Origin of the sequence: Neochlamydia sp. AcF95 (assembly GCF_018342455.1) — a bacterium.
Classification (GTDB): domain Bacteria; phylum Chlamydiota; class Chlamydiia; order Chlamydiales; family Parachlamydiaceae; genus Neochlamydia.
Map to the genome: position 1 here is coordinate 55,015 of NZ_JAEMUC010000019.1, position 15,986 is coordinate 71,000.

Sequence of the window (15,986 nt, forward strand, 5' to 3'; positions counted from 1 at the left end):
GATTTTTTCTTTCTGCATCTAATCGGTTTCAAAAAAGTTTATGCACCAAGGTAGCTTTAAATCAAATGTTGCTTGAAAACATTCATGTCATCGATTAATTTAGTTGATTGATTTCTCTTACAACCCCCATCTTGATAAATTTAGATGTAATAAATGCCAGTGATTAGGATTTTTGCATGGTTTCATACAACAGAAAAAATATTCGCAACTTTTCTATTATTGCTCATATTGACCATGGAAAGTCAACGATTGCTGATAGATTAATAGAACTTACCCATACAGTCTCAAAGCGAGAGATGCAAGAGCAGCTACTCGATGATATGGATCTTGAAAGAGAACGAGGCATTACTATTAAAGCTCACCCTGTGACCATGAATTACCAAACTGAAAATGGCCAAATTTATCAAATCAACTTAATTGATACACCGGGACATGTCGACTTTACCTACGAGGTTTCACGATCTTTAGCGGCTTGCGAAGGAGCTCTACTAGTGGTAGATGCAGCCCAAGGCGTCCAAGCTCAAACTCTTGCAAATGTTCATTTAGCGATTGAACGTGACTTGGAGATCGTACCTGTCCTTAATAAAATTGATCTTCCCAGTGCAGATATAGAAAGTGTAAAACAACAGATTGAAGATGTGATTGGCCTAGATGCTTCCCATGCTATCTGCTGCTCAGCCAAATCAGGAATAGGGATTGAGACCATCTTAGAACGTATCATTAGCGATGTTCCTGCTCCTAAAGAACCTGTCGATGATCTACTCCGTGCCTTGGTTTTTGACTCTCATTACGACAATTATCGAGGGGTTATGGTTTACATTCGTGTGATTAGCGGAGAAATTCGTAAAGGCTCTGCAATACGCATGATGGCTACTCATAAAGCTTGTGAAGTTTTAGAAGTAGGAAAATTTACTCCCTCTGAAAAACCTGTGGAAGCTTTAATGACAGGAGAGGTGGGATACATGATCGCCAACATAAAAAAAACTTCCGATGTTAAAATTGGGGACACCATTACTTTGCAAAAACATCCAGCTCCCGATGCTTTGCCAGGCTTTAAGAATATCAGCCCTGTAGTATTCGCAGGCATATATCCTATTGACTCTACAGATTTTGAAGCTTTACGCGATGCTTTGGAAAAACTTCAACTTAACGATTCCTCTCTGCATATTGAACAAGAAAGCAGTATGGCTTTAGGCTTTGGCTTCCGCTGTGGTTTTCTAGGACTTTTGCATTTGGAAATTATATTTGAACGCATTCAACGTGAATTTGATTTAGATGTTATTTCTACAGCGCCTAGTGTTATTTACAAGTTCCATTTAAATGACACCTCCATTAAAGAAATCGATAATCCTGCTCACTATCCAGACCCTACTCACATCGATTATGTAGAAGAACCGTGGGTAAAATGCCATATTATGATTCCTGGGGAATACCTAGGTGCAATCATGAATTTGGGAATGGATAAAAGAGGCAATTGTCTTAAAACAGAAACTATGGATGCACGCCGGCTTCTAATTACCTATCGTTTTCCCCTTAATGAAATTATTACCGATTTCAATGATAAGCTTAAATCCATCACTAAAGGATATGGATCTTTTGACTATGAATTTGATGGTTATGAAAAAAGTGATATCATTAAATTAGAAATTCGGGTCAACGAAGAGCCTGTAGATGCATTTTCATGCTTAGTGCATCGCTCTAAAGCAGAATCGAAAGGAAAAGCTATTTGCTCTAAACTCGTTGAAGTTATCCCCATGCAGCTTTTCAAAGTACCTATTCAAGCGGCTATTGGTGGGAAAATTGTTTCGCGAGAAACTATCCGCGCCCTCACCAAAAACGTGACAGCTAAGTGCTACGGAGGCGATATCACCCGCAAGCGCAAGCTGTGGGAGAAGCAAAAAAAGGGTAAAAAACGTATGAAAGAAATAGGTAAAGTCAATATCCCCCAAAGTGCTTTTATGGAAGTTTTAAAAGCAGGAGATTAATCGATCATTAAAAAAGAGTTAATATGCCACAGGTGATTTTGATTGGTGCACAATGGGGGGATGAAGATAAAAGTAAAATTATTGATATGCTTACAGCCCAGGTTAAGCATGTTATCCGCTCTCAAGGTGGCAATAACGCAGGCCATACAGTTGTCCTTGATCAGCAAGAATACAAATTTCATTTAATCTCCTCAGCTATTCTCCATTCACATACGCATTGCTATATAGGTGCTGGCACCGTCATCGATCCTGAAGTACTCCTGCAAGAAATGGAGGATTTAGAAAGTAAGGGTGTCCAAATTAAAGGACGCCTATTAATCTCGCCTTCTGCCCATATTATTTTTCCTTATCATCAAATGCTAGATTTTCTTCTTGAGCAAAAGAAAGGCGAACGTGCTATTGGTACCACCGGTCGAGGAATTGGGCCTTGTTATGCTGATAAAGCCCAACGTTTAGGCATTCGCATGGGAGAACTTGTGCGTCCTGATATTTTCGGCAAATTGCTAAAAAGCATTCTTCAAGTAAAAAATGAAGAGCTTACTAAGCTTTTCGGCGTCGAAAAATTAAATGAGGAGGAAATTTATAAAAAATATAGTCGTTATGCGGAGCTTTTAAAACCTTTTGTGGCAGAAGTGGAAGGGCTTATTCACCAAGCTATAGATAATAAGGAAAACATTTTGTTCGAGGGAGCTCAAGGAACTTTCCTAGATACTTCTTTAGGAACTTACCCTTATGTCACATCTTCCTCTACCATCGCTGGAGGCATCTGTGCCGGCGCCGGAGTAGGCCCCACCTGCATCGATCATACCTTGGGCGTTGTTAAAGCCTACACTACACGTGTGGGCAACGGACCTTTTCCTACAGAGTTTCAAGAAAACGAAAGTTTTTTAAATCATCCTATCACGAGTGAATACAGCAATGCAGTAGGGCGTAGAAGACGGATTGGATGGTTTGATGCAGTGCTAACGCGAACGGCTGTACACATAAATGGCATTGACTCACTAGCAGTGACTCAGCTCAATAGGCTAGATTATTTAGATTCTATTAAAGTTTGCGTAGGCTATCAAATTCATGGAGTGCGCATCAATCATATTCCTTACCTTAGCGAGGATCTAGATAAGATTATCCCTATTTATGAAACTATGCCAGGCTGGAACGCCTCCACCAGCCAAATTACCACTTATAAAGAATTACCTCAAAATGCTCAAAAATACCTGTCAAAAATTGAGCAGCTTTGTAGAGCACCGATTAATATCATTTCTTTAGGGCCTCAACGAGAAAAAACCCTTATTTTAAAAGACTTATTTTCAACCAAGGAAAAGGCAGCTTGCAAGCATGCTTAAATAGAACTTATGAATATTTTCGTGAAAAACAACTATTATACTCTTGAACAAAAGGCAAGCTTAGATCCTAAGCGTATTCCTCAGCATGTAGCTTTTATTCCAGACGGTAATCGACGCTGGGCCAAGCGACAGCAAATGAGATCCATAGAAGGTCATCAAGAAGGCTCTGATAATCTGATTGAAATTGTAAAAGCAGGAAAAGAACTAGGAATAAAAAATTTTACTTTTTACCTTTTCTCTACAGAAAACTGGAGCCGTCCTCAAGAGGAGATCGATGCCTTGATGTGGCTTTTGCATACTTATTTAATCGAGCAGCAATCTTTCTTTGTGGAAGAAGGGACACGTTTATGTACCATTGGAAATACTGCTGCTTTGCCAGAGTATGTACAAAAAACTATAGAGGAAACCCGACAAGTTACGGCCCACTGCCAAGAAGCGGACCTAATTTTTGCCCTAAATTATGGAAGTCGCGATGAAATCAAACGTGCTGTACAGTCTATCGCGCAAGATATAATCCATAAAAAAATTACTCCTGAGCAAATCTCTGAAGAAATTATTTCCCAATATTTAGATACGGCGCCCTGGAGTGATCCAGACTTACTTATCCGCACGAGTGGTGAATTAAGATTAAGTAATTATTTACTATGGCAGCTCTCTTATACTGAAATATTCTCCTCAAACGTATTATGGCCAGATTTTACTCCTTATCATCTTTTACAAGCATTATTAAACTATCAAAGGCGTGAAAGGCGCTTAGGGGGCGCATGAGCAATCTTCAACACCGCCTTCTTTTAGGCAGTATGACCACTTTTTTTGCTATTTTGCTGCTTTGGTTTTCTCCCTACCTATTTTTTCGCCCTATTTTTGCTTTAATTCTAGCTACTTTCATTACCCTTGCTGCCGCTGAGCTTTTTCACCTAGCTAAAAGCAAAAACTATCAACCTCTTACGAAAATAGGCTTGGTAGGCTGCTTTTTGTACACCCTTTCCGTGTATGTGAGTACCCAACATGGTCAAGCTCAAATTCTCCCCTACATTGTTCTTATATTGATTGTATGGATCTGCTTTTTTTATTTTTTTAAAACGGGCGATAAGCCCTTGCTTAATATCTCCATTACCCTGCTTGCATTAATGTATGTAGCTATTCCTTTAGCATCTTGGCTCAACATTGCCTACTTTTTCCCAGAACATTCTCCTCAAGAAGGACGGTGGTGGCTGCTCTACTTATTAGCTGTTACGAAAACAACCGATATAGGCGCTTATTTTGTGGGTAGCCTTCTGGGCAAGCATAAGATGGCTCCCTACTTAAGTCCCAAAAAAAGCAATGAAGGAGCAGTGGGAGGACTTTGCTGTGGGCTAGGGGCAAGCTTTACTTTCTATTGGATAAGTGCTCACATTCCTTTTCAGATCACTCTTTTTCAATCTCTGACATTAGGAATTTTATTAAGCACGATGGGACAGATAGGCGATCTTGCTGAATCTTTGCTAAAGCGTGATGCTGATATTAAAAATAGCAATCAAATCCCTGGGCTGGGTGGTATACTAGATATGCTCGATTCGCTAGTCTTTACTTCCCCTATTGTTTATATTTTTCTTGAAATTCAATCTGCATCTAGCTAAATGCAGGAGTACAGGAGGTTTTGTATGATTATTACCATTGATGGTCCCATTGCTACAGGCAAAAGTACAATTGCTAAGACATTAGCACGCGAAATTGGCTACATTTATTTCGATACAGGAGCCATGTATCGTTGTCTGACTTATGGTGTTTTAAAGAAAGATATCAACGTCGATGATCGTGAGCAACTTAATGACTTTCTCCATAACATTAAATTTGATATCAAAAGTAGACATGGAAAAAAACATTACTATGTAGGAAATGAGGACGTTACCGATGCTATTCGCCTCGATAAAGTTACTTCTCATGTATCTAGCATCTCGGCTATCCCTATGGTACGCGATAAGTTAGTGGCTATGCAAAGGGAACTTGCTATAGGAGTAAATGCGGTCTTTGAGGGAAGAGATATGGGTACGATAGTTTTTCCTAAAGCCGAAATAAAAATATATTTAACAGGACGTCCTGAAGTACGTGCTAAAAGAAGATATGACGAACTTAAAAGAAAGTATCCTGAAGAAACAAAGGACCTTACGATTGAAAAATCCCTTGAAGATCTTAATCGACGAGATCATCTCGATTTAACTCGCGAAATATCCCCTCTTAAACAAGCTCCTGAGGCTCTCGTGATTGATACTTCTGATTTAAGCATCCAAGAAATTATTTTCAAAATCCTAGAATTTAAAGATTTAAACATACAAGTTTGATGATCTAAATAATGAGCAAGCAAAATTTAAATACTGTTCTTAAATTAAATACCTTACTCTCATTTCTGATTTAAGATAGCTAATGAAATAAAGGCCAAGCTTAACGTTCAAGTAGCAGAGAATAAGAGGAGTAAGAAATATTAAGATTTTTTTGGATAAAGGAGATTAAAGCTGAGAAGAGCATTTCCTTCGAGGGATTTTCTTTTGCTATATAGCTCATCTTCTTAAGGACTGCCTATTAATTTTTATAGAAAACGGATCATTTTTTATTTTTCCCACCTTTTTTCTCCAGAAATGGTTAAGATTTTTTTGCCGCAAAATCTAGAGAAGCTAAAAAGACTCCTCATAGGCTTTAAGTAAAAAAGCCTATTTTTTATTAATAATTTCAGCTTATTTTCTCACCTTTTCTTTCTAAATAGGCAACCAAAATAATAGATTGCCTTCAATTTTTTTAAGTTAAACAGCGTGGATGCTTTATCCTCCTTTTTAAAAAGCCGGTATCTAGCATGTCGCTAAGCATTAAAGTCTTTATTGCCTTAAGCTGTTAACATTTTAATTTGAGCTACAAGCAAAAGTTAAATTTTCTATAATCCTTTAATGTTTAAATCCTCTTGATAAATAGGAGGGATTTATTTAGGATGCAAACATATATATACCTTCACTATTTGTTGGCATGAAATTTTTTTATCGCTCAGTTTATCTTTGTACTAAAAAATTCTTTTTATTGTTATTCCGCCATCAAGTGTATGGAAAACACCACCTCCCTGTCGGGCCCTGCATTCTTGCTCCTAACCATGCTTCTTTTTTAGATCCTCCTCTTGTAGCTATTTCATGCGATGAGGAAGTCAACTTTCTTGCAAGAGGAACTCTTTTCAACAATGCAATTTTTAAAAAGTTGATTTCTCACCTAAATTCTTATCCTGTAGGTGGCATCTCGCAAGATATAAGCTCGCTTAAATTAATTCTTCAATTATTAAAAGATAGTAAAAAAGTAGTGATTTTTCCTGAAGGCAAGAGAACTTCTAACGGACACTTACTTCCCATAAAGCCTGGCATAGGAATGCTTGCCGGCAAGAGCCAGTGCCCAATTGTACCTGTCTATATTCATGGTACCTATGAAGCCTGGCCAAAGAAAAAGTGGATACCTAGGTTGAAAGGACAAACAGCTTGTGTTTTCGGTAAGCCTATCTATTGGGAAGTGTATAAAGATCTGCCCAAGAAAAAAGCACAAGAAGAAATTTCAAATGCTATCCAAAAATCTCTGAAAATGTTAAACTTTTGGTATTTGAATGGTGCACTAGGAGAACCGCCTTAATGTAGTACGCCTAGCATTGTTTTCTTTTGGAAAATAAATGCCTATTGCATATAAACTAACAGATGGTTTTTAAACTAACCGTAATTTAATTTTTTTTAATTTCAAAGGGGTAATTTTTATGTCTACATATTTGGTCACACCTTTTATATCAGGTGAATATCCTAATAAAGTTATCAAATGGACTACAGAGCATTTAGAAAAGGCTAGAGAATCTAAAAATAGCAAGCAAACTTTAATAGCAGCTGGCGTGTTAGCTGCTGACACAGCTGTCCATGCTATTGCCGTGCCCTTATTTGCAATTGCTAATGTGTTTAGAGTACCTGTGAAAGTAATGTTTTCAAAGAAACCTTGGGCTATTCAGCTTCTTAATAAAACTAAGCTTGCTAGCCCTAAGAATGTAGCCAAATTAGCCCTTCGTGTACTAGCAACTGCTTTTGCAACTTTGGCCACCTTGGTTATGTCTTTCATCAAACCTATCGAGGCTACACGAATTCATGAAACGCTAAAAATCCTTCCTAAGAAAAAAGCTGCCCCTTCAAAAAACACTGAAGAGACTGCAGGTAGCCAAGAAGAAGGCCATGTTGAAGGTAGCGAGGAAGAAAAACAGCCAATTTCTATGAAAGAAGAGATAGCTGCTAGAGCTTATGAGAAGCATGAACACAATGTAGAAGCGATAGAAGATCGTGAAACAGCAGAAGCTTTACACCCCGCTTCTATTATCGACAAAAAAGAACTATCGGCAAACGTGCAACAGGTAACTCATAAGACAGCTGTTGAAGACTCAGAAAAAGCTAAAGAGGAAGCAGAGCTAGCTACTCAACCGAAAGTTGGCTTTAATGAAGAGCTCATAGCTAAAGCTAAAGCCAAGCATGCTGCAGCAGTAGAGGCAGTAGCTGAATTAGAAGAAAAAAATGGAAAAGAAGAAGCTGTAGCAGAAGAAAATGCTGTGGTAACTGCAGAGGCAGTTATTCCAGAAGCCCCTCAAGCACCAACAGCCGACAAAATTGAAAGCTAAAACCTTTGAATTTAATTTAGATTTATTGCTGAGATAGCACATATTAAAGGGGTTTAAAAAAGGTAACCTTTCTAAACCCCTATTATTTTGCTTGCAAATATCTTTTCTTCACTCTTTGTTTATCAAAAAAAGTTTTTCTATAATAGGTCTTTTAATCACCCCATTCCTAAAGATTACCTAAGCTTGACTCTTCAATAACCTGCAACGCAAGATTTTGTTTACGTAAGAGTCAAAGAAGCTTTCCATTCTCTAAATTTTCCTTGAAAGCAGCTTTGAGCTACTCTTCTCGTCCTAAGCAAATCTATAAAGGCAGGATGAATACCCCTCTAGTTATCCAATAATACTAAAGGTCAACTAAAAAAAAGATCTCTTAATCTATAAGCTTTCTGCTTCTCGACTCTATATCTTAATTTTCTCTTTTTAAATAGCGCCTGCTTTTCTTAGAATCAATGCATAGGAAAATTAAGGGATAGGCTATGAAATAGGTTAAAGAGAATTTTAGGCGATCATCCAAATAGTCTCCTATTTTTTTAAAATCTACGTATGATTATATATTTTAAGCGTTATAGGAAGTAGAGCTTACTTTACCGCCCGTACCTGTCCAATTTGTGTGAAAAACCTGGCCGCGTGGATGATCTAGCCGCTCATACGTATGGGCCCCAAAGTAATCACGTTGGGCCTGTAATAAATTGGCTGGTAAGTTAGAACTGCGATAACCATCATAAAAAGCAAGAGCAGTGCTAAAGCAAGGAGTGGGAATGCCGAGCTCTACAGCTTTAGCTACTACCCGTCTCCAATCGCTTTGTGCTTTAGCTAATGCATTTTTGAAGAAATCATCTAATAGAAGGTTTTTTAAGGTAGGCTTTTTCTCATAGGCATCCTTAATATTGTTAAGAAACTTACTGCGAATGATGCACCCTCCTCGCCACATGAGAGCCACCCCTCCAAAGTTAATCCTCCAATGATAATCTTTAGCTGCCTGCTGAATAAGCATGAACCCTTGGGCATAGCTAATGATTTTAGAAGCATATAAAGCTTGTCTAATACTCTCAATAAATGCTTCTTGATCTCCCTCATATAAAGGGGAAGGTCCCGTCAAAATTTTACTAGCTTCAAGACGCTCTTCTTTAATAGCCGATAAACAACGCGCAAAAACAGCTTCTCCGATTAAAGTTAGTGGCATCCCCAATTCTAAAGCATTTATGACAGTCCACTTACCCGTACCTTTTTGCCCTGCTACATCTAAAATTTTATCTATCAAAGGCTGGCCATCTTCATCGACCTGTTTGAAAATAGCACTTGTAATTTCAATTAAATAACTGTCTAATTCTGTTTTATTCCACTGAGCAAAGACTTGCGCTATCTGCTGAGGATTCAACCTTAGAGCATGCTTTAAAAGGCTATATGCTTCGCAAATCAGTTGCATATCACCATATTCAATTCCATTGTGGACCATTTTAACATAATGACCTGCACCTTCATCTCCTACCCAGTCGCAACAAGGTTCACCATTGTCAGCTTTGGCACTAATAGATTGAAAAATATTCTTTACTAAGGGCCAAGCCTCAGGATTTCCCCCTGGCATGATTGAAGGGCCATGCCGCGCGCCTTCTTCCCCCCCAGAGATTCCACTGCCTATAAAGAGAAGACCTTTCTCTTTTAAAGATTGGGTGCGTCGATTGGTATCGCTAAAAAGGCTATTTCCCCCATCAATAATGACATCACCTGGCTCTAAATAAGGAATGAGCTGCTGAATGCACGCATCCACAGGCTCACCTGCTTTTACCATCAAAATGACTTTTCTCGGACGCTTTAAAGATTGGCAAAATTCCTGGATAGTAGGAGCACCTATAATTTTTGATCCTTGGGCAGAGCCATTTAAGAAGCTGTCAATGGTGGCGCGCGTACGATTATAAACGGTAACAATGAAGCCATGATCATTCATATTAAGAGCCAAGTTTTGACCCATGACTGCTAATCCAATTAAACCAATATCCGCTTGCCCCATAGATTTTCCTCCCTTAAGTGATTTTTTCGTAGTTTAGTGCGAGAAGAAATGAATGTAAAGAGCAAGTGCAAGAAAAAGCAAAAGAGTTGTCCTCGGCGCGATTCGAACGCACGACCTGTTGCTTAGGAGGCAACCGCTCTATCCTACTGAGCTACGAGAACATGTTCTTCAGCATAGAGAATGTAAGAAATTTTGTAAAGTAAGCATTGGAAAGAGGGCGCTTTGTTACTTTATTTAAGGAAAAATGATGCATAGTTATCTTCTTTAAAAAAAAGCCCTTCTTAAGGCAAAGAAACAGCGCGCTCGTTTAGATAAGCTTCCACCCCTTTGGCAATACCCCAAGCAATCTTCTTAATATAGGCTGGCTCTTTAATCTTATTCATTTCCTTTTCATTCGTCAAAAAGCCTCCTTCAATTAGTACAGCAGGCATCTTTGTCTCTCGAATGACTGCAAAATTTCCTTCTTTTACTCCACGGGATTTAGCTTTCGTAGCTTGTATTACCTGCGTTAGAATAGAAGAAGCTAATTGACTAGATTGCGTTGAACGCTTTTTATTTATATCTGATTTATAGTAAAAAATTTCAATGCCATCGGCTTGCTTGGCCGGCGCGGAGTTATAATGCACACTTACAAACAGATCAGCATCTTGATCATTTGCAAAATTTGCTCGCTTCTGCAAAGAGATAAATTCATCATTTGAACGTGTCAGCCTAGTTTGATAACCCATCTTTTGCAAAAACTCATTTAAAGCTAAAGAGGTAGTGAGGTTAAGAAACTTTTCATGATATTTGGGTTGAGATAAAGAACGGGTACCAAAGTCATCTCCGCCATGACCGGCATCTATTACAATCATTGCAGCTTTAGAAAGCCTAGACCTTTTAATATTCTTTAGAGGTGGGTTTATGCCCATTTTATTCTCAAAGGGAAACTGAGCTACAGGGGCGGAATGCACAGCAGGTTGGCTAGAAAGCTCTTTGGAAGGGCATCTACACCCTCCAAGGCTTAGCAACAAAAAAATCCATAGACAATTTCGAAAATTTTTTATCATAAATTTATTTTTTTATCATTTTCATCTTTATGTTTTTCCAAACATATTTGAGCAGCAATTTTTCTATCGTCAAATTCAATGGTTTTGTAGGAAAAAATTTGATAGGCTTCATGGCCTTTACCGGCAATAAGAATCACATCCGCTGGCTTAGCCATGTAGATTGCTTTTTTAATAGCCTCGTATCGATCCACTTCTACTTCCCAATTCTTTTGATTAAACCCTCGAGCAATCTCCTGGCAAATAGTTTGAGGATTCTCAAAGCGTGGATTATCGGAAGTCACAATACAATAATCGGAAAATTTCTCAGCCACTTGTGCCATTTTTGGGCGTTTAGAAGCATCCCTATTTCCTCCGCATCCAAATACAGTAATAATTCGGCCCTGCTTAAATTCTTGCAAACATTCTAAAACGTTTGTAAGAGCATCATCCGTATGAGCAAAATCAACAAATATATTTAACCCTAATTCATTAAAGACCGCTTGCATGCGACCTGGAACGGCTGGAAAAGAGGCTATAATCTCTACCAATTTTTTCAAAGGCTCTTTTCTTACGAGGCCTACGCAGATAGCGGCCAAGCAATTATAGATATTGAAACGCCCTACTAAAGGACAGTGGCAGGCGACTTCCTCCCCAGCATAGCCGATAGTAAAGTCTGTACCAAAAGAGGTTAGGACTATGTTTTTAGCTTGTACATCTGCAGCAGCGCTTAGCCCGTAAGTCAGAATTTTAGCTCTACAGCCTTTTACCATCATTTGATGCCAAGGGCTATCGATATTAATCACTGCCGTGCAAGGAAAGTTATTCCCTGTCTTATTTTTCTCAGGGTTTAAAGTTTGAAATAGTTTTTGCTTAGCTTGGCAATAGTTATCCATCGATTGATGATAATCTAAGTGATCAAGTGTCAAATTAGTAAAAATGGCCACATCATATTCAATATTTACTGCCCGGCCTTGATCTAAAGCATGTGAAGTTACTTCCATGACCGCAGCTTTACAATTTTGCAAAACCATCTCTCTTAGCAACTTATGGTTACTAATAACATCGGGCGTTGTGCGAGTGGCTTGGTAACGATGCTTACCTATAATATACTCAATCGTCCCTATAAGCCCACAGGGTACCTTTAAATGTTCTAGTAAATGCTTAACAAGAAAAGAAGTGGTAGTTTTTCCATTAGTACCGGTGATACCTACCATGAATAGCTCTTGACTAGGAAACTGATAATAATGAGCTGCTAAAAGAGGCTCTACTACAGGCACCTGAGGATGAATAACTTGAGTGATAAAGCGCAAGGAGGGATCGAAGATGTCGGTCAAGATAGCACTAGCTCCTGCCTCAATAGCTTCATGAATGTAGTGAGCGCCATCATTCATACGGCCTTTTTTAGCAACAAATAAATTGCCAGGAGCTACAACCTTAGAATTGGCACAAATTCCGGTTATAAAAACTTCTTTAGAGCCTTTAACTGCTTGCACGGAAATATTTTTTAATAGTTTTTTTAGTTTCATTCTCAACTCGCACTTCTCCTCGCAGCCATTTAAATCACCTAAGTTTTTCCAGGCTCTTTGTTATTCCACTTTTCATACATTTCTTTCAACTCTCTAATTTCATGCGCCCAGTTTGCTTTTTCTTGGCAACGTCTAGGATCCCCTATTGGATAACCGTAGGGATCATCCGGAGCTATACCTAAATAGGCTAAAGACCTCTTAGCTATTTCGCAAAACACTGGGGCAGCACAAGTTCCCCCATGGTGCCATGACCCTACTCCTGGTGTGTAACCATATTGAGGCTCATCTAGGGTAACAAGGAGAATAAAAGCCGGCTTATCAGCAGGAGTAAAACCGATGAAACTTGGACAATAAAGTTCATCGGAATAAGCACCGTTGACTATTTTTTTTGCGGTGCTAGTCTTGCCTGCTTCAGAATATCCTGGCACATCTGCACGTCTAGCCGTACCTCCCACCTTAGTCGTGTATTTTAAGCTTTTTACTATTTCACTACAGCATTCTTTCTCTAATACCTGAGGAAATTGCTGAATCCTGCCTATATCAGTATGATCTACAAAAATGGTTTGAGTGCCTTCTTCAGGATTACTAGCAATTTTGCGGATAAGGGTAGGTTGTACAAGATATCCTCCATTAACAAAAACAGCGAAAGCTCTAAGCAGCTGAATGCTATTTACTTGAATGTTATGGCCAAACGCTAAGGAATAGGGGGTAGAAATAGACCATTCATCTTTGCCATTAGGATGTTTTTTGCCCGGTAAAGGAACCACTCCTGCACTCTCAGCAGGAAGCTCAATTTGAGTTTTAGCACCAAAGCCAAATGTTTCGGTTAAATGATTGCGGATAAAGGAAGCCCCTAGCCGTTCAACCACTTTTTCCATTAATCTTGCTGGATAAATATTAGAGGATTTCTGAATAGCCATATACATATTTAGATAAGGGTGCATATGAGTATCTATCAAAGGCTTACCACGTCCTTTAAAAAAAGTATTGGAAGTAGGCATCATCGCGTGAGGATCGAACAGCTCACTTTCCCCTTTTTTACGCAATTCTATATTTGCTTTCAAAGCAATTGCTAGAATGATAGGCTTAAAAGTAGAGCCAGGTTCAAGTGTATCGGTCAAAGCTTTTACTTTAGTATGCTCAATCATTTGGGGATCATTGAAATAATCTTGATAATGGGGAGGATAAAAATAAGGATACTGGGCCAACGCCAATATTTCGCCACTAAAAGGATTCATCATCACTGCCCACCCCCCTTTAGCTTTAGCATTTTTTACTCCTTTTTCAAGCTCTTCTTCTGCTATAGCTTGTAAACAATGGTTAATGGTTAAATAAACATCGGCTCCATTCTGAGGCTTGGCAATAACTTCGCCCATTTCAAACGCATTTCTAGGAGAACGCATTAATCGCCGTTTTCCCATCCTTCCTTTAAGAAAATGATCAAAACACAGCTCTAAGCCACCTGTAGGGATTGCTTGCTTTGTAACCTCATCTCTTTGATTTTGCACTGTATGTAAAAGTTGGCCAAGTAATTTTCCAAAAGGATACGACCGTTGATAATCACTGGCAAAAAAAAGAGCATTGCGGGCAATTTTATTTCGTTTAGCATAGGGCATCCACCAGTCTAAAATTGCATCACGGGTTTCTTTTTCTAGCCACATCTTTAACTTTCTATTGCGGCTTCTATATCCAAATTGTTCACATAGATGAGAATGTTCTTCAGCAGGAAGATCAAGGATTTGGATAAGCTTTTGTGCAATTTCAGCATGATGCTGAGAAGGAATAGATTCAACGTCTACATGCAAATGAAATTTAAGAATATCGACGACAAAAGCTTGTTCAATTTCAGGATGGGCTCTCTGTATACTTGTATTAGAGATAAATCTTCCACGCAAGAAAGGTTCATTAACAACAAAATAATGCTGCCGATTAGCTAGGTGCGTCCATTTTTCTCCTTCGGCGATTTGCAGCATATAAAACTTAGCCACAAGTAAAGAAAATAAAAAAATGATAAAAAAGGCAACAAACAATAGCCTTCTTCGATCACTGGCCTGAGGAGGAAGTGGAGGTCGTACAGGCATTAAGGCCAATTCTCCTCTTGCAAATCAGCGAAGTCTTTGCCTGGAACTGGCGAGGTTAAAGGTAAAACAATGACTTGCGAATTATAAGCAAATTTTAAAGCACTAAATTCGGGCATCCGCATCAGCTCCATAAGATGAATGGGACTTTCAAATTGATCAATCTCATATTTTAAACGGTTATTTTCTTCATGAATTGTGCGCACTTCTTTAGCTAATGAAGGAATTGCCATACGCAATTCTGTTAATTCATTTTGCTTAAAAATATAAGTATAAAGAACTAGACCGGCAAGCACTACACATATAAAAAGCTTTATAATCAACCCTTGAAAATTACTTTCGCATCTTTTCATATTTTTTCAATCACTCTTAATTTTGCACTACGGCTTCGAGGATTCAGGTTTATCTCTTCTTCGCTAGCTACTAAAGGCCTTCGGGTAAGAATATGTGCTTCAGGAGCCTTATCCAAAAACATACCGCCCACCCCTGATGTTTCATATTTATCGCTTGCTGCAAATCTAAAGAAATTTTTTACTAAGCGATCTTCTAGACTATGAAAAGTTATCACCGCTAGCCTTCCGCCAGGAGTTAAAAGTGAAAGTGCATCGGGTAAAATTTTTTCCAAGACCTCTAACTCTCGATTAACGGCAATACGTAAAGCTTGGAAAATAAGAGTAAGCGGGTGGATACCTTTTTTAGCCCGATAACGTAAAGCTGGTAGAAGAGCCTTCACTAAATCTTGGGTAGTTTTTAAAGGTTTTTCCTGGCGCACTTTTACCAGAATGCGTGCGGCTGTATGCCACTGCTTTTCTTCCCCCCACTCGCGAAATATTTTTCCTAATTCTTGTTCGGACCAAGTATTTACAATCTCTTCAGCAGTCAAATTATGTGAAGGATCCATTCGCATATCTAAAGGCCCTTCCTTAGAAAAGCTAAAACCTTTAGAGGCGGTATCAAGCTGCATGGAGGAGACACCCAAATCTAAAAGAATGCCATCTATGGGGACAGAATAAGCAGAGAGGCTAGATCTCATGTGAACAAAGTTAAGCTTAATAAAATCAATTTTCGATTCCCAAGTTATCAATCGGCTTTGGGCTATAGCTAAAGCTACCGGATCTTGATCGAGCCCAATCAGCCGCTTAATTTCTGGATGAGCTTGCAAAAGAGCAGCCGAATGGCCGCCAGCACCCAAGGTGGCATCAATAAAACCGTGAATTGTTTTATCTGCAAAAAAACTTAAGAATTCAGGTAACAGAACGGAAAAATGAGGAGAAGACGACATGAAAAAACATCCTTAAAGTTTTTTTATAGAATGCAGGCAAAAGATTAGGGGAAAATATTAATCTACACAGGGCAATATTTTTAAA

13 protein-coding genes and 1 tRNA gene are annotated in these 15,986 nt (G+C 38.7%); 7 read left to right on the forward strand and 7 right to left on the reverse strand.

Translation table 11 applies throughout. From position 1 onward, the window contains the following. The first annotated feature begins 176 nt into the window (after window positions 1-176). From lepA to NEOC95_RS01645, 7 genes are all read left to right on the forward strand, one after another. Complete coding sequence (gene lepA / locus NEOC95_RS01615; RefSeq protein WP_213151102.1) at window positions 177-1,985, forward strand: translation elongation factor 4; 1,809 nt, start codon at window positions 177-179, stop codon at window positions 1,983-1,985. 23 nt (window positions 1,986-2,008) lie between these two features. Then, window positions 2,009-3,328, forward strand: coding sequence for an adenylosuccinate synthase (locus NEOC95_RS01620; protein WP_166156027.1), 1,320 nt, complete (start codon window positions 2,009-2,011; stop codon window positions 3,326-3,328). 9 nt (window positions 3,329-3,337) lie between these two features. Then, window positions 3,338-4,096, forward strand: coding sequence for a polyprenyl diphosphate synthase (gene uppS / locus NEOC95_RS01625; protein WP_213151103.1), 759 nt, complete (start codon window positions 3,338-3,340; stop codon window positions 4,094-4,096). Then, window positions 4,093-4,947 (forward strand): phosphatidate cytidylyltransferase, encoded by an 855-nt coding sequence (locus tag NEOC95_RS01630; protein WP_213151104.1) that lies wholly within the window; start codon window positions 4,093-4,095, stop codon window positions 4,945-4,947. Before uppS ends, NEOC95_RS01630 begins: the two co-directional genes overlap by 4 nt. Window positions 4,948-4,971: 24 nt before the next feature. Then, a complete protein-coding gene (gene cmk / locus NEOC95_RS01635) occupies window positions 4,972-5,649 on the forward strand; it encodes a (d)CMP kinase (RefSeq protein ID WP_213151105.1) in 678 nt (225 codons plus the stop codon). 673 nt (window positions 5,650-6,322) lie between these two features. Next, window positions 6,323-6,964: a lysophospholipid acyltransferase family protein gene (locus NEOC95_RS01640; RefSeq protein WP_213151106.1), complete on the forward strand. Its 642-nt coding sequence runs from the start codon at window positions 6,323-6,325 to the stop codon at window positions 6,962-6,964. 118 nt (window positions 6,965-7,082) lie between these two features. Continuing rightward, entirely contained in the window at window positions 7,083-7,979 is an 897-nt protein-coding gene (locus NEOC95_RS01645) for a hypothetical protein (protein ID WP_213151107.1), read from the forward strand. 556 nt (window positions 7,980-8,535) lie between these two features. Here NEOC95_RS01645 and gnd read toward each other — a convergent pair. The 7 genes from gnd to rsmH form a co-directional block, all read right to left on the reverse strand. Further along, window positions 8,536-9,987, reverse strand: a complete 1,452-nt coding sequence (gene gnd, locus NEOC95_RS01650; RefSeq protein WP_213151108.1) for a decarboxylating NADP(+)-dependent phosphogluconate dehydrogenase — start codon at window positions 9,985-9,987, stop codon at window positions 8,536-8,538. 87 nt (window positions 9,988-10,074) lie between these two features. Further along, window positions 10,075-10,148 (reverse strand) — tRNA-Arg (locus NEOC95_RS01655). Window positions 10,149-10,268: 120 nt separating this feature from the next. After that, on the reverse strand, window positions 10,269-11,036 hold the full coding sequence (locus tag NEOC95_RS01660; protein ID WP_249270134.1) for an N-acetylmuramoyl-L-alanine amidase family protein: 768 nt from the start codon (window positions 11,034-11,036) through the stop codon (window positions 10,269-10,271). Then, window positions 11,033-12,541: a UDP-N-acetylmuramoyl-L-alanyl-D-glutamate--2,6-diaminopimelate ligase gene (locus NEOC95_RS01665; RefSeq protein ID WP_166156010.1), complete on the reverse strand. Its 1,509-nt coding sequence runs from the start codon at window positions 12,539-12,541 to the stop codon at window positions 11,033-11,035. The genes NEOC95_RS01660 and NEOC95_RS01665 overlap by 4 nt, the downstream gene beginning before the upstream one ends. A gap of 38 nt (window positions 12,542-12,579) precedes the next feature. Continuing rightward, window positions 12,580-14,622, reverse strand: a complete 2,043-nt coding sequence (locus NEOC95_RS01670; protein WP_166156008.1) for a peptidoglycan D,D-transpeptidase FtsI family protein — start codon at window positions 14,620-14,622, stop codon at window positions 12,580-12,582. Next, window positions 14,622-14,972 carry a hypothetical protein gene (locus tag NEOC95_RS01675; protein WP_166156006.1) on the reverse strand — a complete coding sequence of 117 codons (351 nt, stop codon included), beginning with the start codon at window positions 14,970-14,972 and terminating at the stop codon, window positions 14,622-14,624. The genes NEOC95_RS01670 and NEOC95_RS01675 overlap by 1 nt, the downstream gene beginning before the upstream one ends. Further along, on the reverse strand, window positions 14,969-15,901 hold the full coding sequence (gene rsmH, locus NEOC95_RS01680; RefSeq protein ID WP_166156004.1) for a 16S rRNA (cytosine(1402)-N(4))-methyltransferase RsmH: 933 nt from the start codon (window positions 15,899-15,901) through the stop codon (window positions 14,969-14,971). Before rsmH ends, NEOC95_RS01675 begins: the two co-directional genes overlap by 4 nt. Window positions 15,902-15,986 lie beyond the last annotated feature (85 nt).

Bases quoted from the DNA above. Each gene is read 5' to 3' on its own strand.
- lepA (WP_213151102.1), top strand. From the start codon at position 177: ATGGTTTCATACAACAGAAAAAATATTCGCAACTTTTCTATTATTGCT.
- NEOC95_RS01620 (WP_166156027.1), top strand. From the start codon at position 2,009: ATGCCACAGGTGATTTTGATTGGTGCACAATGGGGGGATGAAGATAAA.
- uppS (WP_213151103.1), top strand. From the start codon at position 3,338: ATGAATATTTTCGTGAAAAACAACTATTATACTCTTGAACAAAAGGCA.
- NEOC95_RS01630 (WP_213151104.1), top strand. From the start codon at position 4,093: ATGAGCAATCTTCAACACCGCCTTCTTTTAGGCAGTATGACCACTTTT.
- cmk (WP_213151105.1), top strand. From the start codon at position 4,972: ATGATTATTACCATTGATGGTCCCATTGCTACAGGCAAAAGTACAATT.
- NEOC95_RS01640 (WP_213151106.1), top strand. From the start codon at position 6,323: ATGAAATTTTTTTATCGCTCAGTTTATCTTTGTACTAAAAAATTCTTT.
- NEOC95_RS01645 (WP_213151107.1), top strand. From the start codon at position 7,083: ATGTCTACATATTTGGTCACACCTTTTATATCAGGTGAATATCCTAAT.
- gnd (WP_213151108.1), bottom strand. From the start codon at position 9,987: ATGGGGCAAGCGGATATTGGTTTAATTGGATTAGCAGTCATGGGTCAA.
- NEOC95_RS01660 (WP_249270134.1), bottom strand. From the start codon at position 11,036: ATGATAAAAAATTTTCGAAATTGTCTATGGATTTTTTTGTTGCTAAGC.
- NEOC95_RS01665 (WP_166156010.1), bottom strand. From the start codon at position 12,541: ATGAAACTAAAAAAACTATTAAAAAATATTTCCGTGCAAGCAGTTAAA.
- NEOC95_RS01670 (WP_166156008.1), bottom strand. From the start codon at position 14,622: ATGCCTGTACGACCTCCACTTCCTCCTCAGGCCAGTGATCGAAGAAGG.
- NEOC95_RS01675 (WP_166156006.1), bottom strand. From the start codon at position 14,972: ATGAAAAGATGCGAAAGTAATTTTCAAGGGTTGATTATAAAGCTTTTT.
- rsmH (WP_166156004.1), bottom strand. From the start codon at position 15,901: ATGTCGTCTTCTCCTCATTTTTCCGTTCTGTTACCTGAATTCTTAAGT.